Here is a 25,718-nt window from a genome sequence, read left to right as displayed (position 1 = left end):
CAGTGACCATTTGCGTCTCAGTCGACGCCTGATTGAGTACGCGATAGAACTGATCGAGTTCGGTTTGCAGGGCCGTGCGCGGCTGATTGAGCAGGAACAGGACGAGGTTCTTGAAGGTGAGCTGGCGTCGGCGGGTAAAGTCTTGAGGATTCTGGCGGTGGGCGGCGATGAAGGCGGGACAATCGAGCGGGCTGGTTATTTTTTGTACAATTTTCAAGCCAGGGTTTGGCTGGCGGTGTCAAGCGATGCGGTATAGGTAGTCAAAAGGGCTTCTCCCATGCACTGATTTGAGCGCTAATTATATGATATTTATGGATAATTTCCAAAGTTGATGACATTGGGCTAAAGCCCGCCCCTTAACCAAACGTTATGACTAGAAGCATGGAAAGAATATCCAAAGCCCCCAGTGACTGCAGCAAAGAAGAGCTTGATACATTTGAGCGATTAGTTATTGCTGGTGGTGAGGTTTCGCCAGAAGGCTTGCGCCAGCGTATTCAACGTGCAGAAAAACTCATCTTCATATATGACGGTGAATGCGTTGCTATTGGAGCAATAAAAAAACCTAACGCAGGATATAAAGCCGGCGTCTTTAAAAAATCCAAAGTGACAGAACAAAGAGAATACAAACACGAGCTAGGCTGGTTGTATGTATCCAGCGCGGCAAGAGGAAAAGGCTACGGCCGAGCTTTAATGGAGGCAATCAAAGAGTTGCTCGCTGAAACACCGTGCTTTGCCACTACGCGTGAAGACAACGAACCTATGCATTACTTATTCAGTCAGTTTGGCTTCTCAAGGCTCGGGCAACCTTACAAAAGCCAAAACGGAGACTACCTCCTGACTCTATACGCAAGGTCATAACAATTGGTTCAAGTCGTTCGCTTCGCTCACTCGGGACCGGCTTATTTATGGCGCAGTACTATCGGCCTAAAAATAATCTATCCCCTTTTCGAAAAATCAATGACACACCCCATTGATGCTCAAAGCATTAACACAAGGTTATAATTATGAATAGATTTTTCATGCCATTAGTGATCTTCATGATGTCCTTAGCTGGCTGCACTAGCGCACCACCTGAGCCAGCCGATATACAGCCGCACCTAAACGAGTTGCCAGTTTTAGCAATATATTACGACGACACTGAAGAGCCTGTTGGATATGGAAAATATCAAGCTTTTTTGTTTCTTCTGCCAAATGATCAATTTGTAATATTGCGCAACAGGGACAATGTTGAAATATTTCTATCCAACCTCGCCAATTTAGAAGCAGAATATCCGTCCACAAAAGAACCCATTAAGTTCACAAGGAATGGGAATTTAATTTCAGGACAAAGAATATTTGACCATTTGAAAACCGATGGATTTGTGCCGCACATCTACTACACAAAGTATGAAGGAGAATTTCAAGGCGACACCCTTCATCTTAGATCGCTATCTGGTCGGGTTTATCCAGACGGGCAAGAGAAAAAGGGCGAGAATATTACATGGGATTTTCGCAAGCTAAGAGAATATTGAAATTACTTTTCAAATACCATGACACCATCAAGTAGCCTGGGTAGAGCACAGCGAAACCCAGGGGAGATTCGATGGGTTTCGCGTTGCTCTAACCATCCTAAGGTGCTGCTCTTGCAAGCGAAGTTTGCCGGAGGTTTCTTCGTTGCGGGGCGCTATCAATCAGCCCGAACAACCATCGCAAACGGTGGATGAAAAAAGCGTCGGCTACGCGCCCCGATCCACCCTACGCAATGACTTGCCCGGGAGGGCGACACCAAGCCGTCCCAGCAAGAACGCCGCTCACCCCTGATTGCGCCGGTTCTGCGCCAGGCGCTCAGCCAGGGCGTCGAGTTCGGGCAATTCGTCCTCCGGCATCTGTCGGATCACCGCCTGGGTCAGTTTCATCTGGCGGATGAAACGTCGGCAGTTGCCGCACATGGCCAGGTGGGCGCGGACGGCCAGGCGCTGGCGCAGCGTCAGTTGGCCGTCGAGATAATCGCTGGAATGAGCGACCAATTCCTTGCAGGTCAGCATTGGCCTGTCTCCTCGAAATGTTCCAGGGTGGCAAAGACTTTCAGGCGTGCCCGATGCAGCAGCACACGGGCATTGGAGAGCGAGATGTCGAGAAGATTACAGATCGCCTCCAACTCCAGGCCCTGACGCTCGCGCAGTACCAGGACGCTGGCCTGCAACTCGGACAGGCTGGCCAGGGTGTGTTCCAGGCACTGACGCAGTTCGTCCTCGGTGAGCAGGGCTTCGGGGCTGTCCTGGTGCCAGGCATGCGGCGCCAGCAGCCAGTGACCGTCATCAGAGAAACGCTCGTCACCCACCGTGCCATGCGGCGCGGCTAGGTCGTCGAGCAGCAGCTCACGACGGTTGTGCTTGAGACGAGTCTTGGCGGTGTTGGCGGTGATGGTCAGCAGCCAGGTCTTGAGGCTGGAACGCCCCTGGAAACCACCCAGGCTGCGCACCACGGCGAGCCAGGCATCCTGCACCACCTCATCGGCGTGACGACTGCCGACGATGGCGTAGGCCACCGCGCGCATCGCCCCCTGGTAGCGAGCTACCAGCTCGCGATAGGCCGTCTGCTCACCGGCGAGCAGACGATCCAACAGATCGGTATCGGACATAGAACTCCCATGAGTAGGGCCTTGCGCGCACGATCACACTCTGCGTACGCGCCAGGCATTCCTACAGAGAGTTCAACGCTTGCGCAAAATTACACTGCCGATCGAATAACCGGCACCAAAGGAGCTTAGAACACCCAAGCTGCCCGCCGGCAGGTCGTCCTGATTCTTGTGCAGGGCGATCACCGAGCCGGCCGAACTGGTGTTGGCGTAGGTGTCGAGAATCACCGGCGCCTCGTGCGGCTCGGCATCGCGGCCCAGCAGTTTGCGCGCGATCAGCAGGTTCATGTTGAGGTTGGCCTGGTGCAGCCAGAAGCGCTTGACGTCGCTGACGTTGAGCTGGTGCTCGGCCAGGTGCGCGGCGATCAGCTCGGCGACCATCGGGCAGACGTCCTTGAACACCTTGCGGCCTTCCTGCACGAACAGCTTGTCGCGCGCGCCGATGCCCTCTTCCGCAGCGCGGTTGAGGAAGCCGAAGTTGTTGCGGATGTTGTTGGAGAACTGGGTCAGCAGCTTGGTGCTGACCACGTCGAACTGGTACTGGGAGGTAGCCAGGTCGGCACGCTCGATGATCACCGCAGTGGCGGCGTCACCGAAGATGAAATGGCTGTCGCGGTCGCGGAAATTGAGGTGGCCGGTGCAGATTTCCGGGTTGACCATGAGGATGGCGCGGGCCTGGCCGGTCTGGATCGCGGTGGTCGCGGCCTGGATGCCGAAGGTGGCCGAGGAGCAGGCCACGTTCATGTCGTAGCCCCAACCGTTGATGCCTAGCGCGGCCTGCACTTCGATGGCCACTGCCGGATAGGCGCGCTGCAGGTTCGAGCAGGCGACGATCACCCCATCGATGTCGGCGACAGTCTTGCCGGCGCGCTGCAGTGCTTCCTTGGCGGCGCCCACAGCCATTTCGCAGAGGATGCCCCACTCTTCGTTGGAACGCTCAGGGATACGCGGCACCATGCGCAGCGGATCGAGAATGCCTTCCTTGTCGATGACGAAGCGGCTTTTGATGCCCGACGCCTTCTCGATGAAGCCGCTGCTGGACTCGCTCAGCGCCTCCACCTCACCGCGGGCGATGGCCTCGGCATTATCGGCATTGAACTGCTGCACATAAGCATTGAAGGATGCCACCAGCTCGTCGTTGGAAATGCTGTTGGCCGGGGTATAGAGGCCGGTACCACTGATGACGACGTTATGCACGCTCATTCCTCTTCTCGGCCGCTGGCGGCCTCAGGCAGTAGGCCGGCGACAATGGCGCAGGCCGAAAATCGGGAGACTTGGGCCAAGCTCTTGCGACGGTTGGCTCCGGGCCACTGAGTGTGCCACAGGGCGATGGGGTTCGTCCTCAGCCCTTGAGAGTGTCTAGGTGGACAGAACATGACCCAATATAGCCGTTTGGTCTAAAGTCTTATCTTGATCCGCGCACCTGGAGCTTGCATGAACCTCTCCCTGCTCAGCCGCTACGCTTTTTTCGCCTTCTGCGTGCTGTTCACCCTGGCCAGCCTGCCTTTCCTTGGTCATCAATGGCTGTGGCCGTTTACCCTGCTCACCGGCGTGCTCAGCCTGATCGGTATCGGTGACCTGCTGCAGACGCGCCATGCAGTGCGGCGCAACTACCCGATCCTGGGCAACATCCGCTACCTGGTCGAAGGTATCCGCCCAGAGATTCGCCAATACCTGCTCGAAGGTGACGCCGAGCAACTGCCCTTCTCCCGCGCCCAGCGCTCGCTGGTGTATTCGCGCGCCAAGAACGAGGGCGCCGACAAACCCTTCGGCACACTGAGCGATGTGTACCAGAACGGTTTCGAGTTCATCAGCCACTCGATGCGCCCGGCGCCGCTGACCGACCCGTGCAGCTTTCGCGTGGAGATCGGCGGGCCACAATGCAGCCAGCCGTACTCGGCGTCCCTGTTCAACATCTCGGCGATGAGCTTCGGCTCGCTCAGTGCCAACGCCATTCGCGCGCTCAACGAAGGGGCGAAACTCGGCCAGTTCTACCACGACACTGGTGAAGGCAGCATCAGCCCCTACCACCGCGAGCACGGCGGTGATCTGGTCTGGGAGCTGGGCAGCGGCTACTTCGGTTGCCGTGCCTCGGACGGTCGCTTCGATCCCGAGCGTTTCGCCGCCCAGGCCGCCAGCCCGCAGGTGAAGATGATCGAGATCAAGCTCAGCCAGGGCGCCAAACCGGGCCATGGCGGCATCCTGCCCAAGCACAAGGTCACCGAGGAAATCGCCAACACCCGCGGCGTACCGATGGGTGAGGACTGCATCTCGCCCTCGCGCCACAGCGCCTTCTCCACGCCGACAGAGATGCTGCAGTTCATCGCTCAGCTGCGCGAGCTGTCCGGCGGCAAGCCGGTCGGTTTCAAGTTCTGCCTGGGCCATCCCTGGGAATTCATGGGCATCGTCAAGGCCATGCTGGAGACCGGCATCCTGCCCGACTTCATCGTCGTCGACGGCAAGGAAGGCGGCACCGGTGCAGCGCCGCTGGAGTTCACCGATCACCTGGGCGTACCACTGCGCGAAGGGCTGCTGTTCGTGCACAACACCCTGGTCGGCAGCAACCTGCGCGACAAGATCAAGCTCGGTGCCAGCGGCAAGATCGTCAGCGCCTTCGATATCGCCCGCGTGCTGGCCATCGGCGCCGACTGGGCCAACTCGGCGCGCGGCTTCATGTTCGCCATCGGCTGCATCCAGAGCCAAAGCTGCCACACCAACAAGTGCCCCACCGGCGTGGCGACCCAGGACCCTCTACGCCAGCGCGCCCTGGTAGTGGAGGACAAGGCCCAGCGCGTCTACAACTTCCACCGCAACACGCTCAAGGCGCTGGCCGAAATGCTCGCCGCCGCCGGCCTCGACCACCCGGCGCAGATCGATGCCAAGCACCTGGTGCAACGTATGTCAGCCACCGAGATCAAGCTGTTCGCCCAGCAGCACGTGTTTCTCGCGCCGGGCGAGTTGCTCAGCGGCCAGATCGAAGGCGAGTTCTACGAGCGCATGTGGCGCATGGCGCGTGCCGACAGCTTCGAGCCGGCGCCGGCCTGAGCGTCCGTCGTCCAGCCTGTTACGGCCAAGCTCAGCACGGCTTCGCTCAACGCTCCCTGACCGGTACCTGCATGCGTTTTTCGCTATCCGCTCTGCTGCTTCTGCTGTGCCTCGCGGCCTCGGCTCAGGAGCAACGCCCGTTGCGTTTCTCGGTGAGCGAGAGCTGGGCCATGCCGATGATCAACATCGTCGATGGTCAGGCCACCGGTGGGATCCTCTACGACCTGCAGATGCGCCTGGCGCAGAAGGTCGGGCGCCGTGCGCAGATGCTGGTATTGCCGCGTCTGCGCGTACAACGCCTGCTGACCACGGGTGAAATCGACGTGCGCTGTTACGTCAGCCCTGACTGGCTCAACGAACCCCACCACCAGTACATCTGGAGCCTGCCATTCATGGTGCAACGCGACATGATCGTCGCGCGTGACGCCGAATCGGACTTCAAGCTGGAACACCTGCGCGGTGAACGTCTGGGCACGGTACTGGGCTTCAGTTACCCCAATCTGGAGCCGTTATTGGCCAATGGCCAAGCCCATCGCGAAGATGCCCGCACCCAGGCGCTGGTGCTGGAGAAACTCGAAGCAGGTCGCTACCAATACGCGATCAGCAACGACCTCAGTCTGAACTGGTTCAACCGTCATCAGCCGCAAGAAAAACGCCTGCATGCGCTCGCAGAGATCAGAGCCGCTCCGGTCGGCTGCATCGTCCGTGACGCCCCCGACGTGCCGACCCAGGCCTTGCTGCGCGCGCTGGTAAAGATGAAGCAGGATGGCGAGTTCGACGCCATCCTCGCTCGCTATCGCTAACAGCTACCGACCCGACTTCAGCCGACTGAACGCACGGGTCAGCGCCCGGTTGAACTCGCGACTGTTGTCATTTTTGGTGTACAGCGTGGCGCGCAGCTCGGCCGGCGGATAGGTGCCGGGGTCGGCGAGAATCGCCGGATCGACGAAGGCGTCGGCCGCTGGCACCGCATTGGCGTAGTAGATGCTGTTGCTGATGGCGCCGATCACCTCTGGCGTCATCAGATGGTCCATCAACGCCAGCCCGGCTTCCGGGTGCGGCGCATCACGCGGGATGACCATGGCATCGAACCACAGCAGTGCTCCTTCACGCGGGATGCGATAGCTCAGCTGGAAGTCCTTGCTGGCCTGCTCGGCCTGTGCCGCGGCGATGGCGACGTTGCCATTCCAGGCCATGGCCAGGCAGGTGTTGCCGTTGGCCAGATCGCTGATATTGCGATCATTGTCGAAGTAGCGAATGAACGGTCGCACCTTGGCCAGATGCGCCTCGGCCTGTTTCAGGTCATCGAGGTTCTGCCGATTGATATCCAGCCCCAGGTAGCGGAACGCAGCGGCGAACACCTCGTTGGGGTCATTGAGCAAACTCACTCCGCAATCGGCAAAACGCGCCACCACCTGCGGGTCCATCAGCATCGCCCAGCTATCGGTCGGGGCATTGGCCATGCGCTGAGCGATGGCCTGCTCCTGGTAGCCGAAACCGGTGGTGCCCCAGACGTAGAGTCCGGCGTAGCGATTGCCCGGGTCGAACTTGGCCATGTGCTGAGTGAACTCGTCATCCAGCCCGGCAAAATGCGGCAGCTGCGTCTTGTCCAGCTCGCGCAATGCACCGCTGGCGATGGCCCGGCTCAGGTGCTGGCCGGCAGTCAGCACCAGGTCGTAACCACTGCCGCCGGTGAGCAGTTTGGTTTCCACGGTTTCCAGCGAATCGAAGTGATCGACCACCACGCGGATACCGGTCTCCTCTTCGAACGAAGCCAGGGTGTCCGGGGCCAGGTATTCGCTCCAGATATACAGGTTGACCTGCTTCGGCGCCGCACCGGCCTGCGCCTGTGCGCAGGCGGCAAGGGCCACGGCCAGCAGACTGGCGGGCAGTTTCATCCGGGCCTCCTAGGCGCGCTGAGGCGCGGCGTATTGCGGCATGGTGATGCAGGCGACGTTACCGCCACCCAGCAGGATTTCCCGCGAGTTCTCGATGCCGAGGATGCGATGCTGCGGGAACAGCTCGGCCAGGGTGGCCTGGGCCACACGGTCATTGGCGTCGCCGAACAGCGGCAGGACGATGGCCGAGTTGCCGGCGTAGTAGTTGATGTACGAGGCGCAGATCTGCGTGCCGGCCTGGCGGGTATGGGTGGCATCGTCCTGGTCCAGGCCTTCGGCCTCTTCCGCGGTCCACTCCAATACACGCGGTTGCGGCAGCTTGTGCACCTCCAGCGCACGGCCACGGGCATCGCGCACGCTGCGCAGGATGTCGTAGGCCTCCTGGTAGATTTCCCATTGCGGGTCGGTGCGGTCGTCGGTCCACTGCATCACCACCACTCCAGGGCGGACGAAGCAGGCCAGGTCGTCGATATGGCCGTCGGTTTCGTCGAACTTGCAGCCGCGCGGCAGCCAGATCACCTGCTCGGCACCAAGGTAATCCGACAGCCTGCGGGTCATCTCGTCCTTGCCCAGGTGGGCGTTGCGATTGCGGTTGAGCAGGCACTGCTCGGTGGTCAGCAGGGTACGCTGACCGTCACTCTGGATACCGCCCATTTCGGCAATGAAAGGCGCGCGATAGCGATCGAAACCTTCGATCTCGAGAATTTTCTGCGCGATCTGATCATCCTTGTCCCATGGGTAGTAAAGCCCGCCATCGAGCCCGCCATAGGCGTTGAATTCGAAGTCCACACCGCGCACTTCGGCCGTCTCGTCGTGGACCAGAAACGCCGGGCCGCTGTCGCGGAACCAGGTGTCGTTGCAGGTCATTTCCACCACCCGCACATGCGCCGGCAGCAGGCGCCGAGCGTTGGCGTACTGCGCCGCCGAGGCGCAGACGGTGACCGGCTCGCTGCTGGCGATGGCCGCAACGATCTCGACCCAGACCTTCTGCGCCGGCTTGCCGCCGTTGCGCCACACGTCCGGGCGCTCCGGCCAGCCGAGCCAGCAGCGGCTCTTGGTTTCGAATTCGCCGGGCAGACGAAAGCCGTCGGCCTTGGGCAGGGAGGTCAGAGTACGGGCCATCGCGCGGCTCCTCGTCAGTGGCTGGAAGTAGCCCGACAGTACGCCCGTCGGTGCCGCCTCGACCAATGACGATAATCGCGGAACCCTTGAATTCAATTCACAGATCAACCAGCTGATCAGTGAGCCATTCGATGAAATGAGCGACTGCCGGCTTATCCAGACGCAGGCGCTCGCACACCAGCGCGTACTGCCCGAGCGACGGCACCTGGGCGGCAAAGGGACGTACCAGGCGACCACTGGCCAGGTCTTCGGCACTGGTCAGGTTGTCGCCGATGGCCACGCCCTGGCCACGTGCAGCGGCCTCCATGGTCAGGCCGGCATGGCCCAGATACAGATGCCGGGTCGGCTGGATATCGCCAGCATGAGTGGTCAGCCAGGCGGTCCAGGTCTTGCCGTCCTGATCGTCATGCAGCAGGCAATGACGCGCGAGGTCGCGCGGGTGCTTGAGCGGCGACTGGTTGAACAGGCCCGGGCTGCACACCGGGAAGAATTGCAGGGTCGGCAGCGGCCGTACGAAGTAGGCGCTGGCATCGTCCGGGCCGGTGCCATAGGTGATGGCGATATCGATCTCGCTGCCCGGCAGAGTGGCCTCCAGCGGCTGTTCGTGCAGGTGCAGGGTGATCTGCGGGTGGCGCTCGGCGAAGTCGGCCAGGCGCCCGACCAGCCATTTCTGCGCCAACTCTGCGGTAACCGCGACGCGCAGTTGCGCCTGCGAACCGGGATCGCGCAGCTCGTCGCAAGCCTCGCCAATCAGCTCGAAGGCCTGCTGCAGGCTGTGCAGCAGGCGCCTGGCCTGCGGTGTCGGGCGTACCTGACGGCCGTCGCGCTCGAACAGCGTGCTGCCGAGTTGCTCTTCGAGCTGGCGAATCTGGTGGCTGACGGCGCTGTCGGTGACGCACAGCTCAGCGGCCGCGCGGCCGAAGTGGGCATGCCGCGCGGCCGCTTCGAAAGTGCGCAGGGCGGTGAGCGAAGGCAGACGACGCATGACGATTCCGTTTCGGTCGAGAACGCGCATCCTCGCCCAGCCATGGATGGCCGACAAGTCTCGTAGCGTGTCGCAAGGCCGACCAGACGTTGCGCGCCGCTGATTGCAGTCATGGCTGGCTGAACTCCAGGCGTGTTCCACAAGCCGGTGCGCGCAGCGCACCCTACGCAACACCACCCGCGGCTATACCGGCAAGTGCTTCGCTCGTTCGAACGTAGGGTGCGCCGTGCGCACCAACTGCCTCCGACTAGGTTCCGCTCAGGCTATGCAGCACCTGCTCGATGCGCTGTTGCAGAGAGCCGGTCAGCCGTGTGAATGGCCAGCCGCGCCGCGTCAGCTTCTGCTCGTACCACTGGTTCTGCCGGCGGCGAAAGGTCTCGTCCTGACGGGTGCCGTCCTGCACGAAGGGGAAGTCATCGGCGCACAGGAACAGGTGGTGATAGTGCCGATCGGCCAACTGCTCCAACTCGGGCTCGGCCCGCCCGAACAACTCGCGGCAATAGAACAGCGTGGTTAGCGGCGTGGTGTCGCAAACCAGGTAGCGCTGGCACTGCCCGGCCAGGCTCTGCTCACGGTCGACCTGGGTTCGACCGATACGCAGCAGGTCGTCATAGGCGAGCACGCCGCCCTGCTCTTCCCAGAGTTCGCGACCGTACTCGGCGGCGTGACGCGTGCCCAGAGCCTCGGCCAGCACCAGGGCGAGGCTACTTTTGCCGGTGGACTCACCGCCGAGCAAGGCGATGCGCTCGACGAAATCGCCATACACCTGCGGCGCCAGGTAGTGATGCAGGCCATGAATATCGGCGCGCAGACGCGTACCGGACACCGGCACCTGAATGCGCGCGCGGTCGATCTCGACGTGCTCCACCGGCCGGCCGAAACACCGGCTCAAATGCGCGGCAAAACCATCGCCGTAAGCCTCGCTGGTAAAGACCGCGTCGACCGGGTGGCCGAGCACTGCCAGGCAAAAGTCGGCGACGAACTGACGCTGTACAGCATCGGAATCGGATTCGTGGGGAAGCTCTGGCAGCGCCAGGCCGCGTGCATGCTGCTGGGCAACCCACTCGGGCGTCACCACCCAGCTGCGCAGCTCGGGAAAGCGCACCTGCAGCCAGTTCGCACGGCGCTCGGGCTCGCAGCCGGCAAGCTCCGGGTAGGCCCAACTGAGCAGCACCAGTTGCTCACACCGCTCTTGCGCCTGGCGAATCAACCATTCATGCCCCAGGTGCAGCGGCGCGAACTTGCCGACCACCAGCCCACAGGCAAATCGCTTGTTCATCTCAGACCGTCTGCGCGTTCAGTTCACGGCGCCAGCGGTACAGGCCGTACCAGGCGTTGCACCAGAACAGCAGGTAGATGAACGCCGTCAGATACAACTCGCGCGAGGCGAATAACGGCACCGCCAGCGTGTTCACCAGCAGCCAGCCGTACCAGGTTTCCAACTTGCGGCGCATCAGCAGCAATTGCGCCAGCACGCTCAAGGTCAGCACCAGGGAATCGATGAAGGGCGCATAGGCGTCGGTGAAATGATGCAGCAAGGCGCCGTATGCGCCTGCCACGACCACCGCGAGCAGCAGCGCCAAGCCCACTCCGGCCGTGCTGGCACGGCTGATCGGCAGCGCCTCGCCCTGGCGACCGCGTAACCAGCTCCACCAACCCAGCAGACTGGTGGCGATGAAGAAAATCTGCAGGGTGACATCGGCATACAGCTGCACGCTGAAGAACAGCCAGCCGAACAGCACGCAGCCAACCAGGCCGACGGCCCAGGTGTGCACCGAATTGCGCGCCGCCAGCACGACCGAAACCAGATAGAAAAGGTTGGCGAAGATCTCCAGCGACGACGGCATGCACGCATCCTTATGAACATGGAATCCGCCGCGCAGCCTACCACGTGACGCAGGCCACAGCCGTGCATGCGTCACCTGACAACGGGGCCGATCCATGCTCTGATAAGCCTCCCCTCGCACTCCAAAGGACTGGATCGCCTCATGCCTCTGCTCGCCCTGCTAGTCATCGCCTGCCAAGTCACCTGCGGCCTCCACGTGGTTCGCAGTGGCCAGGAACGCTACTGGCTGTACCTGATCATCGCCCTGCCCGGCCTCGGCTGCCTGATCTACTTCCTCGGCATCATGCTGCCGGATCTGCTCGGCAGCCGACGCGGCCGGCAGACACTCAACCGCCTGCACGACAGCATCGACCCCGAGCGCCACCTGCGCGCCCTGCGCGACGAACTGGAGATTCGCGACACCCGTGATACCCGCGTCAACCTGGCCGATGAACTGCTGCGCATGGGGCAGGCCGAAGAAGCGGCCCAGCAGTATCAGACAGCCCTGCGCGGCATCCACAGCGACGCCCCGGATATCCTCCTCGGCCTGGCCAGGGCACGTTTCGCCCTGGGCGACTTCGCCGGCTGTCAGGCGAGCCTCGATCAACTGATCGCCCACAACCCCGACTTCCGTTCCTCCGACGGCCACCTGCTGTATGCCCGCGCGCTGGAAGGCCAGGGCAACGACCTCAAGGCCGAAGAGGAATACCGCGCCCTCGGCAGCTACTGCGCCAGCCCCGAGGCGAACTATCGCTATGCCCTGCTGCTGCGCCGACTGGGACGTCAGCGCGAAGCCATCGAACTGCTGCAACAGATCCAGACCCACGCCCGCCGCTCCGCCCGGCACTATCGAGTTCTGCACAAGGAGTGGCTGGACCTGAGCCAGAAGGCGCTGCTCGAGCTGCAGCACGGCTGAACCGCCACGACATTTTTTGCGTGCATGGATCACAAAAAGCAAAGCTGGCCCGCCACTGCGCAAGACTTTGCGCATAGGTCCTTGGTTAGCATCGGCGTTGATGATCGACCCTGCCGGCATATCGCCGGCTGCAGCATGGATGCACGACGATGAGCGGCTACGTCCCCAACAATCGCAACGAACGCCCCGCACCGACGCCGGCGCCCTACAACGGCGATTTCCACCGCCAGGCTCCCAGACCATTGGAAGGCGGCAGCACTCAGACCTCCAGTTGCCTGGTCGGTCTACGTTTCGTCTGGGACAACGGCGAATGCCTGGGCGCCAATCTGCCCTACAGCCTCTCTCCCGCCAGCGGCAATGCTGTACGCGGTAGCCTGGATTCTCGTGGTGGCCTGATTCAGACCATTCCCAGCGGCGAGTACCAGGCGCAGTTGCTCGCTGACGCTGATGTCGATACCGACATCAGCAATGCCCGCGCCGAGCTACAGGCCGTACTGGACGAAATTCTCGCCGCGGAACGCGCAGAAGCAGCCCAGTTGCAGGCCATTCAGGACCAGCGCAGTGCCTTCTCCAATTACCTGCATCGACAACTGGCCGTAGGCAATGGCTTCTTCCTCGGTGCCTGGGGGCTGCTCAAGACTGCCAAGGAATTCTCCGACCTGGTCAATCCTTTCACCGCCTTCTCCAATGCCCTGCGCAGCGCCTGGCAGGCGCGCGCCAGCGAGGGAGAAACCTGGCTGACCGCATACAATCGCCAGTTCAGCGCTGAACAGCATCGAGAGCTGGTGGAGGCGCTGGGCTTCGACCCGAGCAGCATCACCCGTGAGCAACTGGCCGAAGCCTACGAACTGACCTGTTTCATCTACGAAGACGGCCCCAGCAAAGCCATGCTCGGCCGCTTCGCCGTCGACTACGCCAAGGCGCAGAACGTCGAGGAAGTGGCCGAGTTCAGCGGCGGCGCACTGTTCGAAATCGTACTGGCAGCCCTGCTGATCGTCTTCACCGGCGGCATCGGCCTGGCCGCGCGTGGTGCGGCATCGGTAAGCTATCTGGACAAGCTTGCACGTCTGGGCAACGCCCTGAAGCGCCTTAGCGCGGCCTTGAAACGCGCAAGGATCAGGCGCGGTGGCAGAGCGAGAGGGAGCGGGACTGGGGCGCGGACAGTGGAAGTGACGCGCCCAAAGGAGGTAAAACCAGGAACGGTACAAACGCCTGCTGAGGAAGGGCGCAGACGGCAGACCGGTTCAGGATATTTCTCCGGCACAGCAGATGAAGCCTATGAAGCTATTCGGGCAAGTAATACCGATGTTGCCGACATATCAAAAAATACCGGGATCAAGATAGAAAATGTTCAAAAGGTGAAGGATCACTTGTTTTACGAGGAACACCTGCTTGATCGCTATGTGGAATATGGAATTCCAGCTCAACGCGCCAGATTCGACAGCGACATGGGCATCGCCAATGCTTGGAAGAGACTGGAAAATGGAACCCACACTCCTGACGACATGAAACTATTAAGGCATGAAACAGCAGAAGCATGGTACATGCGGAGAAATGACTCCGGATACACTGATGCCCATAATGCAGCAGAGCGTCGCTACCCTGCACCCAAACTGGAAAATTAAAAATGCAATTCCTTTACGATGCCCCCTATTACAAAGTCATCCGCATAACCGGCCCTCAACATAACCTGCTTGGGCTATCGCTTGGACATAGTGAATCCATAGAAATCAGCGACCTTGCTTCCAGTGAACCTCATGAAAATACGATCAAAAGCGATGATGTGCTCACCCAAGTCATCACCGGCTTAAAAGAAATAAATCATCAACTCCAATCAAACTACCAAATCAACAAGGTGCAATTCGTAGCCACTGACACGCCGGATAAAGATGTATACAGAGACCTCACCAAAGAACTCATCTTCCGCCTACACAATAATCAAGACTTCATAAGTCTCTCCAAACAACGCCCAGACATCAACAAAACCAATACATAAATTACATCCCCCAAATAACTTCAAAAACCAAATACTCACCTCAAAAGGGCGCCCCATTTCTGATTATGAACAGGACAGAAGAGGAGCTACTAGAGGAAGTCGCCAACCTCGGTGACTACGACACAGCGGCAGAAGCACTGCACCAACTGCAACACCTGAACAAAGCCGTCGCAGAGCACTTGGCAGTAGACATTCTGCGTGACAACAAGGGTGACGAATATTTCCAGGCATCGGCTTTCGGGACGCTTTACTCAGTCAATCTCCATAAAGGCATTGAGCTAATAAAAAACTCACCCATGCCCCTGAACACAGCGACACTGAGTGCCATGATCGAATGCATCACCGAAGACTCCGGCGTTGTGGTGGATCACCCTGAAATACTCGAAGCGGCAAAGGTGTTGAAAGAGACAATCAGGAATCTGAATTCACAGGACAGCCATCGAATCCAAGACACCCTCGAATGGTTTCTGGAAACCTATCCGGATATCTGATTCTTTCAGCATTATCATTACAAAAAACAGAGCACCAGCAAAACCTTAACTCCTGAAAGAACAGAAACAGTCAATGAGCGTATATGAATTTCCCGCACTAGCAATTCAAGATTGGCTACGTGTGTTCTGCTACGACAGCTATTGCGCGGATGCCATGACCAGTGGACTGACAAACAGCAAGGACACCACTCTGCATTGGCAGTTGGCGGTAGATACGCTCTATCGCCTTTTCGCTAGTAACCTCCTCCATATTCCATCCTTGAAAGCTGACGACTTTTCGACGCAGAAGTCCATTGCACTCGATTACATAAAGTCACTTGCCCGTCATGACCCTTTCCGCTCGGACATAGAGGAAACCTCACATTGGTATCTATGGGATATCAGTGCCACAGACAGATGCCATAGACTTATCGAGAAGTTTGGAATTCGTGATCTTCCTCAAGGGGAACTAAGTCAGGGGTTTGTCGCAGCGCTCCACAGCCTATTCGCTGAAAACCAGGTTGCCTGGAGTGACCAGCCCCTGATAGTCATAAACACGGATCAATGATACCTGCGCACGTTCTTCACCGCTAATTCAGCGTACCGTTGCCGGCCTGCGTCAGGAAAATCTTAGGCGAGAACAACACACATGCATAATGATCAACTATTCAGCTTTACTGATTTCAAGAAAGCCAACAACGATCCAGCTACTTCCGGCATCGACTACGTGCAAGCTGTATATGCCACTACTCCCCTGCACTTCGATTTCCTCCTCCACTACGCACAACTAATGTCTCCCGCAATAGAAATTGTCGACGACCGGGCATTTATTGGCGAGCTTTTCGATGCGAATCGTTACCTAGACCTCATAAAAACAACACAAGATATGGATCGCACTCAGTACTGGATGAATTTACTGGAAATCACAGGACTGTTTGACAACTTGACAACCGAGCAGGCTATCGCTCTAGCGCAAATAATTTCCCAATGCTGGAACAGTAATCTACTTACCAAACATGGCAATTCATGCGGAGAAGCTCGTTATATTTGCGACACCGATAGCGGTGAAGTCTTCGTCACCATAGCCAGATGGTCCCTCGCAGATACAGAAGAGCAATGAGTAAATCCATCACCAGCGAGTTACGCATCGACGCTTCATTCCTGGCGGGAAAGTGACAGGCTTCCCCAACCAAGTTGCCAGACCTTAAGGGGTAGTAATGAACGAATATTTTCCCGAGCTTGCTAAGCGCAACCTGGTTGACTGGCCGACCCTGGCGATCGGCTTGAATAACGGCTGGATAAACAAGGACGCCGTATCCGAGCATGCCTTCAAACTACTGTCTGCTGGTCAGCAGGACAGTGATATTGCCGTTCTGGCCGGCAGCGACGCCCTGAGTGATGACGAAGTAGTCGCCTTGCTGGCAACCCTGTGCAAGAAAGAGGGTATCGATCTTCAGGAAAAACGGTCGCATGCTCTGGAGAAATGGCGGCTAGCCATGCTCTCGGAACTGCAACACTCCTCGCTTGCCGATGAGGACAAGATCGAACGGTTGCAGGAACTCTATGCGGAGTTCGGCTACCCGGACGATATGGCCTCATGCAGCATCTACGCGCAAAACGATGTCGATCCGATCGATGCGCTACATCAAGTCGTCGCTGCTCTGGAACAGCGCTTTGCCAGCGACAGCGGCAGATAGGCTACTCCCACGCCTCCCGCTCGCCCTTCCAGGCATGCAGCTCGCGCTTCTGCGCCCCCGACCACAGCCAGCCGCCGCGTGCACCGACCAACGTGCTCACCGCGTGCTGGCGGCCGAAACTGTTGTGCCGAGCCAACGTCAGGGCGATATCGCGTAGCACGGCCAGGGTGTTGCTGTTGGACTGGAACAGCGGCGTCAGCAAGCGGCTGGCCTGACGGTAGTAGCGCAGGTGATCACGGCGCGTATCACCGTAGCTGGTGAAGATGGCGTTCCAATCAAGCGCTTGCTGGTGCTCGTCACCGGCATTGCCAAGCGCATCGGCCAGTGCAGCAGCATCGACCAACGCCATATTGGCACCCTGCCCCAGTTGCGGGCTCATGGCGTGGGCGCAATCACCGATGGCAAGCACGCGACCATCGTTCCAGCGTTGCATGCGCACGTCGGCATAGGCCGCCAGGGTCAGTTGTGCGGGATCATCGATCTGCTGCAGATAGGCCTCTGAAGCATCGCCAGCGAGGTTGCGCACGCGGGTTTTCCAGGCCTCCAGGCCACTCTTGCGCCACGCATCATGTTCACTAAGCGGCAGGCTCCAGAACAGGCTGGTCAGCGATTTCTCCCGGGCTTGGTGGGTGCATCCGGTCGGCATCAGCCCGAACATCTCGCGGCAGCCGCGGTACCACTGGCGCAGTTCTCCGGAATCGGTCCCCGGCGAAGTTGGCAACATGCTCCATAGAGCGCCCCAGGGATAGGGGCGCGACCACTGACGCACCTGCATCTGCGCACGCAGGGTCGAACGCGTGCCATCGGCCAGGATCAACGCGGCGAAATTGCCCAGGGGTTGCTCATTGCCACCCTCGTCCTGGCGCAGCAAGCGAACATGGCCGCTGGCTTGCTCGAAGCGGCTGACCGCCACACCGGTTTCCACCTGCACACCGACACGCTGCGCGGCATTGAGCAATGCCGTCATCAACACGCCGCGGTGAATGCCAAGGCCGAAACTGCCTCGCTGCCAGTCGTGATAACGGGTATCGAGGATCACCCGGCCCTGCCAGCTGGTGCCGTACAGACGGCTGACCGGCGCACCCAACGCGGTGCACTCGGCCAGCAGGCCCAGACGCTGCAGCACAGCCAGGCCGGAAGGCTGCAAGAGGATGCCGGCGCCCACCGGCTGCAGCTGTTCGACCCGCTCCAGCACGCGTACCGAGTAACCCTGGCGGGCGAGGAAAATTGCAGTGGCCAGGCCGGCTGTACCCGCTCCCACTATCGCTATCGGTAATCCCATTGCGGCTCATCTCCCTGTTCTGGCCCAGAGATTCTAACCGCCACAGCCGGTGCCGTCGGGAACTGCCGCTCAGGCTCTCAGAGAAACATCCCGCCTGACGCCTCGATACGCTGACCATTGATCCAGCGGCCAGCATCGCTCAGCAACAGCGCGAAAGCTGCGCCGATATCATCGGGCAAGCCGACCCGCCCCAGTGCCGTATTGCCGGCGATAAAGGCATTGACCTCAGCATTGTCGCGGACCACGCCATGGCCGAAGTCGGTCTCGATGGCGCCGGGAGCCAGTACATTCACGCTTATGCCGCGCGGACCCAGTTCCTTGGCCAGATAGCGCGTCCACACTTCGACGCCACCTTTCATCGCCGCATAGGCGCTGTAACCCGGCAAGCTGAAACGGGCCAAGCCGGTAGAGACATTGATGATCCGGCCGCCGTCGACCATCAGCGGCAGCAGGCGCTGGGTGAGAAAGAATGGGCCCTTGAGCTGGATGTTCATCAGTTCGTCGAACTGCTGCTCAGTGGTTTCGCTGAAGGCGGCATGGATGCCGATACCGGCGTTATTGATCAGGAAATCGAAACGCTCAGCCGCGAAGGTCTCACGCAAACCAACCGCCACACGTTCGGCGAATGCGGCAAAGCTGCTGCTGTCGCTGACATCCAATTGCAGCATCAGCGCTCGGCCACCCTGCGCTTCGATCTCGTGGGCCAACTGCTGCGCGTCATCCGCCTGGCTGCGATAGGTGCCTATGATATCCACGCCTTGAGCAGCCAGATGTTTAGCCGCACTGCGGCCGAGGCCACGGCTGGCGCCTGTGATGAGTGCGATTTTGCGAGTCATGGTGAATCTCCTGTGATGGGTGATGAAGTTCAATCACAGGTTATTGATCGATCAGATACTGATAAATCCAGAAAAACCGGAAATACTGATCGCCACGAGCGAACAATCTGGGCCGCCATCATGAACAAGCTGGAGCTGCTGCGTACCTTTCAACGTGTCACCGAACTGAGCAGTTTTACCCAGGCCGCCGAAAGTCTGGGCTTGCCGCGCTCGACGGTGTCTGAGCAGGTGCGTGACCTGGAACGCCTGGTCGATGCCCGTCTGTTGCACCGCACCACCCGACGGGTGCGTCCGACCCAGGACGGCCAGGCGCTGTACGAACGCGCCCGTGAAGTGCTGGCACAGATGGACGAGCTGGAGAACCTGTTCCGCCAGGATGCCGGCGCACTGAGCGGGCGCCTGCGAGTGGATATGCCAACGGAAATAGCCAGGCGTCTGGTGGCGCCACGCCTGGATGAATTTCTCGCGCAACATCCGGCATTGGAGATCGAACTAGGCTGCAGTGACCGCCGCGTAGACCCACTGCGCGAAGGTTTCGATTGCGTGCTGCGCATTGGCGCCATCGACGACGATAGCCTGGTAGCGCGACCACTGGGCCAGCTGTCCATGGTCAACTGTGCCAGCCCGGCTTATCTGGCCGAGCATGGAACGCCCGAAAACCTGGACGACCTCAGCGGGCACAGCCTGATCCACTACGTGACCGCCTTTGGCACACGCCCAGACGGTTTCGAATATCAACGTGACGGCAAGCTGCAGCAATTGCCCATGAGTGGCCGGATAACGGTGAACAATATCGACGCGTACCACGGGGCCTGCATCGGCGGTCTGGGCATCATCCAGGCGCCGCTGATCGGCATGCGCACGCATTTGCAGAGTGGGAGTCTGTGTCGCTTGCTGGACGATTGGGTCGCGCCGCCCATGCCAGTGCATCTGCTGCACCCGCACGGGCGTCATCTGCCGCGACGGGTGCGCGCCTTCATGAACTGGCTGGAAACGCTGCTGGCCGATGAGGTTGATCGCCAGTGAAGCATTTGCGCAGGGTCACCGACCCGCAACCGCTCTCACCGAATCAGGGCTTGTCCGGGCGGATATCGAAGCCACCCTTGTTCTGGCTGACGATGCGCAGGTGCTGGATCTCCCCACTTTTCACCGGCACCGCCACCTCCCGCAGCAGGCGGCCCATGCCGCACAGGGTGTCGTCCATACGATCCGGGGTGATGCCGACCACGCGCGTGCCGGGCGGCACCTGAAAGGTCGCGACCTCGCCGACGCCGATGCGTGCAGCGACCTTGCGATCCACCTCGATGGCCACGAAGCAGCCGCCTCCCATCACCCCGAAGTCGCGATTGACCACGATCTGCGCACTGTTCGTCTGCGCCTCCTGAAAGGCCAACAGGCGATCTTCCGGTACCGGTTTGATGTACTCGGGGTCGCCCCGAAACGATGAACAACCGGCCAGCAGCAACAGCGGTAGAGCGATGAGGATCGAGCGCATGAAGCCCTCCGTGGGCAGATGAATGCCGCCTGAGTATTGGCCTTGGCGAGCCTGTGGGCAAGATATCGATGACAGCGATTTTCGCTAGCACAAGCATCGATTTCTGTAATGAAGGGCGCAGTGTTTTCATCTCTCTCGAACCCAGCGCCACCTAAATCGGCGCAACTAATCGGAGACTACCCAGATGAAATTCGCAGCCCTCAACGCCACCCTCATCGCCGCTTTCGCCCCCATGGCCTTCGCCAGCGAGAAAGCACCTGCCAGCTCCAAAGTGGAAGTGCAGGAATACCAGTACGGCATGCAGCTGGACATCGACCAGGTTCTGCAGCGCACCGACAACAGCCGCAAGAGCGGTGTAGTGCCCAGCGTCATGGTCTACCGCGACAGCCAGGGCGAAGTGCACGCCGTGCGTTTCGTCGAGTGGGGCGGGCTGAGCAACCAGAACGGCTAACCCACAGGTTGCCTGATGCCCCGGCCGAGTCACTCGTCCGGGGCAATACCGCTTCAGCCCTGCAGGCGTTTGACCAGACGTGCCTGCAGCGCTTCCAGCTCGGCCGGGTCGGCCTTGGTGGCCGCGTGAATACCCAGCCCCTCGCCCTCGAAGCGCGGGATCACGTGCATGTGGATATGAAACACCGTCTGCCCGGCAGGCGCGCCGTTGAACTGTGCCACCTGCACACCAGCGGGTTGCAGTTCGTCGACGACTGCCTGAGTGACCTTCTTCACCACGGCCATGACCTTGGCCAGGCTGGCGTCGTCGATTTCCAGGATATTGCGCGCAGCAGCGCGCTTGGGAATCACCAGGCTGTGGCCCCTGGATTGCGGGAATAGATCGAGGAAGGCCAGCACATCGTCGTCCTCGTAGAGTTTGTAGCAGGGCAAGTCGCCACGAATGATAAGGGCGAAGATGTTCTGGGAATCGTAAGTACCGTGCAGGCTCATGCCGATGGGTTCCGTGCCGGGTGGATGAAAAACCCACCATACCGCCTCGCTCGCACGCAGGGAACCAGGCAGGATTGCTTGAGTCGATGACTACTAGCAGCTGGATCGATTTCCTGCGCCCCAGCCACTCGTGTTCTGATCGCCTCTTCTTCGGCCCATTCGACATGGAACCCACATGACCGACCTCAGCCCCTTCCACATCACCCGTAAATGGCCCGCCCAGCATCCCGAGCGCCTGCAGCTGTATTCGCTGCCCACGCCCAATGGGGTCAAGGCCTCGATCATGCTGGAAGAAATCGGCCTACCCTACGAACCGCACCTGGTCGACTTTGCCAGCGACGATCAATTCAGCCCCGAGTTTCTCTCGCTGGCGCCGAACAACAAGATTCCCGCCATCCTCGATCCCGATGGACCCAATGGCCATCCGCTGGCGCTGTTCGAGTCCGGGGCAATTCTGATCTACCTCGCGGAAAAGACCGGCAAGCTGCTGCCACAGGACGCCGCTGCCCGCTACGAGACGATTCAATGGCTGATGTGGCAGATGGGTGGCCTGGGACCGATGTTCGGCCAGCTCGGTTTCTTCCACAAATTTGCTGGTGCCGAGTACGAGGACAAACGCCCGCGTGACCGCTACGTGGCCGAATCCGCGCGCCTGCTTGGCGTACTCGATCAGCGTCTGCAAGGCCGCGACTGGATCATGGGCGAGTACAGCATTGCCGATATCGCCGTGCTGCCCTGGGTGCGCTGCCTGGTGGACTTCTACAAGGCCGGTGACCTGGTGCAGTTCGAACGCTTCACCAACGTGCAACGCGTGCTCGATGCCTTCCTCGCCCGCCCGGCGGTGCAGCGCGGGCTGAACATTCCCGCGCGCGGCTGATGATGTTGCGGGAGTCGGCCACCGACTCCCGCATCGCTGCAACGGCAGGGTTGCACTGAGCTAGCTGGTCACCACCAACTGCTGCTCGGCACTACGCTGATCGGCCTGCCCGCCCAGGTACCAACCGAGCAATCCCCACAGCGCCGCACAGGCAGCGCCCACCAATGCCACCAGCCAGGCGCCCTGAGCCAGCATGTCGAGCAGGCTCTTGAGCCAGCCACTCATGGCATCGCCCGCGCGATAGACCACTGTGTCGATGAAGTTCTTCGCCTTGTACTTGCTCTCGGCATCCAACGGCGCGAAGAGCATTTCCCGTCCTGGCCGCACGAAGGCGTATTCACCGATACGGCGCACGATCATCAGCGCCGCCAGCATGGCGAAGGTCGGCATCAATGCCAGACCGATGAAGCCGACACACACCAGTAGCGGCACGCAGGCCAGCAACACCCGCACCCCCATACGCCGCGCGACACGCCCAGTGATGAACAACTGGGCAATCAGCGCGCCGGCCTGCACCACGAAGTCGATCACGCCGAACACCCGCACCTGATCGGCGCGATCCGGGAACAGCTCGGCCACCAGGCGGGCCTGCTCGAAATAGAGAAAGGTGCTGGCCGTCGCCAGCAGGATGACGAAACCGGCGATGCCAAACAGGTAGGGCGAAGACAGCACACGCATCAGGCCACTGAACGGATTGCCCGGCACCGGGCGCCGCGGGCTTTCCGCCCGCACGGCACCGGCACGCCCCGCGCCACCCTCCTCGCGCCAGCGCATCAGCACCTGCTTGAGCGACAGCGCCACGGCCAGCAGCACCGCAGCCAGCAGAATCAGCCCACTCTGCCCCAGCGTGCTCACCAACAAGGCACTCAACGCCGGGCCGACCAGGCCTCCAACGCTGGCACCGGCGGCGATGAAGGCGAACAGGCGCTTGGCCTGCTCGCTGTCGAACACGTCGGCCATCAGGCTCCATGCCACCGAGACGACGAACAGGTTATAGACCGAAATCCACACATAGAAGCTGCGCGCCAGCCACACACTCTCTTCAGCACTGAAGAACAACAGGGCAAACAACGCCAGATTCAGGGTGAAGAAGCCATACACCCAGTCGATGAAGTGAATCCGCGGTACCCGTGAACTCAGCCAGGCGAACAACGGCACCGCGATCAACATCACCACGAAGGTGGCGGTGAACAGCCATTGCAGGTTCTCCACCCCCGAGACGATGCCCATCGCCTCGCGGATCGGCCGCAGCATGAAGTAGCCCGAGAACAGGCAGAAGAACAGGGTGAAACCGGCCAGCGCCGGCCACAGCTCGTTGCGCTGCGCGTTGATGGCCACGGCCACGCGCTGCGCCATCGTTGACGATGACATGCGAAATTCCTCGAAAGGGCGCGCCGGTACAGCGCGCCGGCATGACTCAGCCGTACCTGACGCCCGTCAGGCGCTCGGCCACCGACCACAGGCGCGCCGCATCATCGGCATCCGCCGCAGCCTCCGGCACCTTGGCCAGGCCCAATGGGCCGCGTTTTTCCTCTTCGCCGGTCGGCCCGTAGTAGCGCCCGCCCTCGGCCTCGGCAGCCGTCGCCGCGAACAGCGACGACAGCGCACCCTGCGCCGCCGAGTGATAGACATCGCGATCCTTCGCCCACTGCTGAGCGAACTCGCTTTCCAGTCCTGGCCCGCGCTCGACCAGTTCGGTAACGGCGACGCCAGGGTGCGCGGCGACGCTGCGCACGCCCCAGCCATTGGCCAGGCTGCGCCGCTGCAGCTCGAAGGCCATCATCAGACAGGCCAGTTTCGACTGCGCGTAGGCGGCGTAGGGGTTGTAGTTGTTCTCCGACTGCAGGTCATCGAAGTTGATACGGCCACGGTTCACGGCGATGCTCGCCAGTGTCACCACGCGCGGGTCGGGCGACTTGCGCAGTGATGGCAGGAGCAAGCCAGTGAGCGCGAAATGGCCGAGGAAGTTGGTTGCCAGCTGCATCTCGAAACCATCACGAGATACGCCGCGCTGAGGCGGCGCCATGATCGCGGCGTTGTTGATCAGCACGTCCAATACCTCGCCTTCGGCGTTCAGGCGCTGGGCCAGGCTGCGTACCGAAGCCAGGTCGGCCAGATCCAGCTGTTCGAAACGCACCCGCGCATCGGGTACCTGAGCACGAATACGTTCGATGCTCTCGGCGCCACGCTGTGCATTGCGCGCGGCGATGATCACCTGCGCCCCAGCCCCGCTCAGGGCCAGGGCGTCCTCGAAGCCCATACCACTGGTGCCGCCGGTGACCAGCATGCGCTTGCCGGTCAGCGCCGGCATGTCGCTCGCCTGCCACCCCGGTGTGGTACTGGCCCAGGCGAATGTCGGCATCCCGCCCAACACCCCGTGCAAGGCCAGGCTACCGCCCACGACACCAAACAGTTTCAGGGCATCTCGACGCGAATGGCCTCGCCCCACAGCATTCTTCTTGTCCATCGGCTGATTCCTCGTGTCCGTTGACTCGATGCGCCAGACCAGGCGCACGTACAGGACATAGGGTGCAGGCAGATGGCACGTACGATAAGCCGTCCAAAGCCGAACAGCGCATACGGTCAGGCGGACAGTTACCAGGTGTTTCGCAGACGCGAACCCGGATGCAATCCGGAATCGTTGATATACATTCCCGGATTGCATCCGGGCTACATCCCAGAAAGCGCCCTCAGGATTGGCAAAGCGGCCGCTGCGCCGCATTATCGGACCCTTCGTCATCGCCCAGTCGACGCCCATGCGCCAACCAAATCTATCCGACGTCGCTCTGTTCGCTGCCGTGGTCGAGGCCGGTGGCTTTCGCGTCGCAGCGCAACGCCGCGGCATGTCGGCCTCGTCGCTGAGCGATTGCGTGCGCCGCCTGGAAAAGGAACTGGACGTGCGCCTGCTCAACCGCACCACCCGCGGCCTGACGCCGACGGAAATCGGCGCACGCCTGCTGGAACGTCTGCGCCCCGCGCTGGACGAGATCAACACGGCGCTCAACGACCTACAGGAAGATCCACAGAACCCGGTCGGCTCACTGCGCCTGCATGTGCCCGGCGTGATCGCGCGGCACATCCTGCCGCAGCTGCTGGACGGTTTTCTCGCTCGCTACCCTGGCATCGCGCTGGAAGTGAACATGGACAACACCTTCATCGACGTCATCGGCGCCGGTTACGACGCCGGCATTCGCTACGAGGAAAGCCTGGCCAAGGACATGATCGCCATCCCTATCGGGCCGCGTCGGCAGTGTTTCATGGCAGTGGCGGCGCCCAGCTATCTGCAGCGCCATGGCACGCCGCAACACCCCAGCGAACTGAGCGAGCATCGCCTGCTCGGCTACCGCTTCGCCAGTGGCAAGCTCGGCGTGTGGGAGTTCGAACAGGAGGGACGCACCCTGCGTATCGCCCCCGAGGGCCGCCTGGTCAGCTCGTCGCAGGATCTGCTGATCGCTGCAGCCTGCGCCGGTCACGGCATTCTCTACACCTTCGAGGAGTACATCGCGGCGCCCCTGGCCAGCGGCCAGCTGCAACCCTTCATGCAGGACTGGTGGCAACACTTCGACGGGCCGTACCTGTACTACCACAGCAGGCGTCACGTACCGGCGCCGCTGCGTGCCTTCGTCGACCACGTGAAGGCCCTGAACGACTCCGGCCATCCATCTCCAAGCCCGAAATAGAGCGGTGGCCAATACCCAAGCAAGGCGCTGGGAGA

The 25,718-nt window shown here is 60.7% G+C and carries 29 protein-coding genes and 1 pseudogene; 15 read left to right on the top strand and 15 right to left on the bottom strand.

The features are described 5' to 3' along the window. Nucleotides 1–217: pseudogene (locus tag BLS08_RS15905) on the bottom strand (IS4 family transposase); the annotation flags it as partial. Nucleotides 218–381: 164 nt separating this feature from the next. Here BLS08_RS15905 and BLS08_RS15900 point away from each other — a divergent pair. Together BLS08_RS15900 and BLS08_RS26120 are read left to right on the top strand one after the other, a co-directional pair. Beyond that, nucleotides 382–858 (top strand): GNAT family N-acetyltransferase, encoded by a 477-nt coding sequence (locus tag BLS08_RS15900; protein ID WP_081593840.1) that lies wholly within the window; start codon nucleotides 382–384, stop codon nucleotides 856–858. A gap of 146 nt (nucleotides 859–1,004) precedes the next feature. Further along, the gene (locus BLS08_RS26120) at nucleotides 1,005–1,511 is read left to right on the top strand and encodes a hypothetical protein (protein ID WP_139204253.1); all 507 of its coding nucleotides are present in this window, start codon (nucleotides 1,005–1,007) and stop codon (nucleotides 1,509–1,511) included. A 279-nt stretch (nucleotides 1,512–1,790) separates the two neighbouring features. Here the strand turns inward: BLS08_RS26120 and BLS08_RS15895 are convergent, their stop codons facing one another. The 3 genes from BLS08_RS15895 to BLS08_RS15885 all read right to left on the bottom strand — a co-directional run bounded on the left by BLS08_RS15895 (nucleotide 1,791) and on the right by BLS08_RS15885 (nucleotide 3,814). Then, nucleotides 1,791–2,024: an anti-sigma factor family protein gene (locus BLS08_RS15895; protein ID WP_017677673.1), complete on the bottom strand. Its 234-nt coding sequence runs from the start codon at nucleotides 2,022–2,024 to the stop codon at nucleotides 1,791–1,793. Beyond that, nucleotides 2,018–2,620, bottom strand: a complete 603-nt coding sequence (locus tag BLS08_RS15890; protein ID WP_017677674.1) for an RNA polymerase sigma factor — start codon at nucleotides 2,618–2,620, stop codon at nucleotides 2,018–2,020. The genes BLS08_RS15895 and BLS08_RS15890 overlap by 7 nt, the downstream gene beginning before the upstream one ends. Nucleotides 2,621–2,692: 72 nt before the next feature. Then, complete coding sequence (locus tag BLS08_RS15885) at nucleotides 2,693–3,814, bottom strand: beta-ketoacyl-ACP synthase III (protein ID WP_026088638.1); 1,122 nt, start codon at nucleotides 3,812–3,814, stop codon at nucleotides 2,693–2,695. Between the two features lie 237 nt (nucleotides 3,815–4,051). On the opposite strand from BLS08_RS15885, the gene BLS08_RS15880 reads away from it, so the two are divergent. Both BLS08_RS15880 and BLS08_RS15875 read left to right on the top strand, forming a co-directional pair. Then, nucleotides 4,052–5,662: an FMN-binding glutamate synthase family protein gene (locus BLS08_RS15880; RefSeq protein WP_017677676.1), complete on the top strand. Its 1,611-nt coding sequence runs from the start codon at nucleotides 4,052–4,054 to the stop codon at nucleotides 5,660–5,662. A 71-nt stretch (nucleotides 5,663–5,733) separates the two neighbouring features. After that, nucleotides 5,734–6,465, top strand: coding sequence for a substrate-binding periplasmic protein (locus BLS08_RS15875; protein ID WP_026088639.1), 732 nt, complete (start codon nucleotides 5,734–5,736; stop codon nucleotides 6,463–6,465). 3 nt (nucleotides 6,466–6,468) lie between these two features. Here BLS08_RS15875 and BLS08_RS15870 read toward each other — a convergent pair whose 3' ends face one another. The 5 genes from BLS08_RS15870 to pnuC all read right to left on the bottom strand — a co-directional run bounded on the left by BLS08_RS15870 (nucleotide 6,469) and on the right by pnuC (nucleotide 11,514). Further along, the gene (locus tag BLS08_RS15870) at nucleotides 6,469–7,560 is read right to left on the bottom strand and encodes an extracellular solute-binding protein (RefSeq protein ID WP_017677678.1); all 1,092 of its coding nucleotides are present in this window, start codon (nucleotides 7,558–7,560) and stop codon (nucleotides 6,469–6,471) included. Between the two features lie 9 nt (nucleotides 7,561–7,569). Further along, entirely contained in the window at nucleotides 7,570–8,682 is a 1,113-nt protein-coding gene (gene aguA / locus BLS08_RS15865) for an agmatine deiminase (protein ID WP_017677679.1), read from the bottom strand. A 97-nt stretch (nucleotides 8,683–8,779) separates the two neighbouring features. Beyond that, a complete protein-coding gene (locus BLS08_RS15860; RefSeq protein ID WP_017677680.1) occupies nucleotides 8,780–9,667 on the bottom strand; it encodes a LysR substrate-binding domain-containing protein in 888 nt (295 codons plus the stop codon). A gap of 247 nt (nucleotides 9,668–9,914) precedes the next feature. Beyond that, nucleotides 9,915–10,946: an AAA family ATPase gene (locus BLS08_RS15855; RefSeq protein ID WP_017677681.1), complete on the bottom strand. Its 1,032-nt coding sequence runs from the start codon at nucleotides 10,944–10,946 to the stop codon at nucleotides 9,915–9,917. Between the two features lies 1 nt (nucleotide 10,947). Further along, on the bottom strand, nucleotides 10,948–11,514 hold the full coding sequence (gene pnuC / locus BLS08_RS15850; protein WP_017677682.1) for a nicotinamide riboside transporter PnuC: 567 nt from the start codon (nucleotides 11,512–11,514) through the stop codon (nucleotides 10,948–10,950). A 141-nt stretch (nucleotides 11,515–11,655) separates the two neighbouring features. Here pnuC and BLS08_RS15845 point away from each other — a divergent pair, with 141 nt between their 5' ends. From BLS08_RS15845 to BLS08_RS15815, 7 genes are all read left to right on the top strand, one after another. Further along, nucleotides 11,656–12,408: a tetratricopeptide repeat protein gene (locus BLS08_RS15845; protein ID WP_017677683.1), complete on the top strand. Its 753-nt coding sequence runs from the start codon at nucleotides 11,656–11,658 to the stop codon at nucleotides 12,406–12,408. A gap of 149 nt (nucleotides 12,409–12,557) precedes the next feature. Further along, nucleotides 12,558–14,033, top strand: a complete 1,476-nt coding sequence (locus BLS08_RS15840; protein WP_017677684.1) for a hypothetical protein — start codon at nucleotides 12,558–12,560, stop codon at nucleotides 14,031–14,033. A gap of 2 nt (nucleotides 14,034–14,035) precedes the next feature. Further along, on the top strand, nucleotides 14,036–14,404 hold the full coding sequence (locus tag BLS08_RS15835) for a hypothetical protein (RefSeq protein ID WP_017677685.1): 369 nt from the start codon (nucleotides 14,036–14,038) through the stop codon (nucleotides 14,402–14,404). A 65-nt stretch (nucleotides 14,405–14,469) separates the two neighbouring features. Further along, on the top strand, nucleotides 14,470–14,895 hold the full coding sequence (locus tag BLS08_RS15830) for a hypothetical protein (RefSeq protein WP_017677686.1): 426 nt from the start codon (nucleotides 14,470–14,472) through the stop codon (nucleotides 14,893–14,895). A gap of 73 nt (nucleotides 14,896–14,968) precedes the next feature. Next, complete coding sequence (locus BLS08_RS15825; protein ID WP_017677687.1) at nucleotides 14,969–15,442, top strand: hypothetical protein; 474 nt, start codon at nucleotides 14,969–14,971, stop codon at nucleotides 15,440–15,442. A gap of 81 nt (nucleotides 15,443–15,523) precedes the next feature. After that, nucleotides 15,524–15,994, top strand: coding sequence for a hypothetical protein (locus BLS08_RS15820; protein WP_017677688.1), 471 nt, complete (start codon nucleotides 15,524–15,526; stop codon nucleotides 15,992–15,994). A 97-nt stretch (nucleotides 15,995–16,091) separates the two neighbouring features. Then, nucleotides 16,092–16,571: a DUF2247 family protein gene (locus BLS08_RS15815; protein ID WP_017677689.1), complete on the top strand. Its 480-nt coding sequence runs from the start codon at nucleotides 16,092–16,094 to the stop codon at nucleotides 16,569–16,571. A gap of 1 nt (nucleotide 16,572) precedes the next feature. Here BLS08_RS15815 and BLS08_RS15810 read toward each other — a convergent pair whose 3' ends face one another. Both BLS08_RS15810 and BLS08_RS15805 read right to left on the bottom strand, forming a co-directional pair. After that, complete coding sequence (locus tag BLS08_RS15810; protein ID WP_033377550.1) at nucleotides 16,573–17,853, bottom strand: FAD-dependent oxidoreductase; 1,281 nt, start codon at nucleotides 17,851–17,853, stop codon at nucleotides 16,573–16,575. 77 nt (nucleotides 17,854–17,930) lie between these two features. Then, entirely contained in the window at nucleotides 17,931–18,689 is a 759-nt protein-coding gene (locus BLS08_RS15805) for an SDR family NAD(P)-dependent oxidoreductase (RefSeq protein ID WP_017677691.1), read from the bottom strand. Nucleotides 18,690–18,809: 120 nt separating this feature from the next. Between BLS08_RS15805 and BLS08_RS15800 the strand changes: the two genes are divergently transcribed. Then, entirely contained in the window at nucleotides 18,810–19,715 is a 906-nt protein-coding gene (locus BLS08_RS15800; protein WP_017677692.1) for a LysR family transcriptional regulator, read from the top strand. A gap of 43 nt (nucleotides 19,716–19,758) precedes the next feature. Here BLS08_RS15800 and BLS08_RS15795 read toward each other — a convergent pair whose 3' ends face one another. Continuing rightward, nucleotides 19,759–20,184, bottom strand: coding sequence for a 3-isopropylmalate dehydratase large subunit (locus BLS08_RS15795; RefSeq protein ID WP_017677693.1), 426 nt, complete (start codon nucleotides 20,182–20,184; stop codon nucleotides 19,759–19,761). Nucleotides 20,185–20,368: 184 nt separating this feature from the next. On the opposite strand from BLS08_RS15795, the gene BLS08_RS15790 reads away from it, so the two are divergent. Beyond that, nucleotides 20,369–20,635 (top strand): DUF2790 domain-containing protein, encoded by a 267-nt coding sequence (locus BLS08_RS15790; protein ID WP_017677694.1) that lies wholly within the window; start codon nucleotides 20,369–20,371, stop codon nucleotides 20,633–20,635. A gap of 53 nt (nucleotides 20,636–20,688) precedes the next feature. On the opposite strand, the gene BLS08_RS15785 is transcribed toward BLS08_RS15790, so the two are convergent. Continuing rightward, on the bottom strand, nucleotides 20,689–21,126 hold the full coding sequence (locus tag BLS08_RS15785; RefSeq protein WP_017677695.1) for an HIT family protein: 438 nt from the start codon (nucleotides 21,124–21,126) through the stop codon (nucleotides 20,689–20,691). Nucleotides 21,127–21,301: 175 nt separating this feature from the next. Between BLS08_RS15785 and BLS08_RS15780 the strand changes: the two genes are divergently transcribed. Continuing rightward, nucleotides 21,302–22,003, top strand: a complete 702-nt coding sequence (locus BLS08_RS15780) for a glutathione S-transferase N-terminal domain-containing protein (RefSeq protein ID WP_017677696.1) — start codon at nucleotides 21,302–21,304, stop codon at nucleotides 22,001–22,003. Nucleotides 22,004–22,063: 60 nt separating this feature from the next. Here BLS08_RS15780 and BLS08_RS15775 read toward each other — a convergent pair whose 3' ends face one another. After that, nucleotides 22,064–23,374 carry an NTP/NDP exchange transporter gene (locus tag BLS08_RS15775; protein ID WP_026088640.1) on the bottom strand — a complete coding sequence of 437 codons (1,311 nt, stop codon included), beginning with the start codon at nucleotides 23,372–23,374 and terminating at the stop codon, nucleotides 22,064–22,066. 46 nt (nucleotides 23,375–23,420) lie between these two features. Continuing rightward, entirely contained in the window at nucleotides 23,421–24,470 is a 1,050-nt protein-coding gene (locus tag BLS08_RS15770; RefSeq protein ID WP_017677698.1) for an SDR family oxidoreductase, read from the bottom strand. Between the two features lie 289 nt (nucleotides 24,471–24,759). On the opposite strand from BLS08_RS15770, the gene BLS08_RS15765 reads away from it, so the two are divergent. Then, the gene (locus BLS08_RS15765; RefSeq protein WP_026088641.1) at nucleotides 24,760–25,683 is read left to right on the top strand and encodes a LysR family transcriptional regulator; all 924 of its coding nucleotides are present in this window, start codon (nucleotides 24,760–24,762) and stop codon (nucleotides 25,681–25,683) included. Nucleotides 25,684–25,718 lie beyond the last annotated feature (35 nt).

This window comes from Ectopseudomonas chengduensis (assembly GCF_900102635.1).
Classification (GTDB): Bacteria; Pseudomonadota; Gammaproteobacteria; order Pseudomonadales; family Pseudomonadaceae; genus Aquipseudomonas; species Aquipseudomonas chengduensis.
This window is presented reverse-complemented; position numbering and strand designations above follow the sequence as displayed.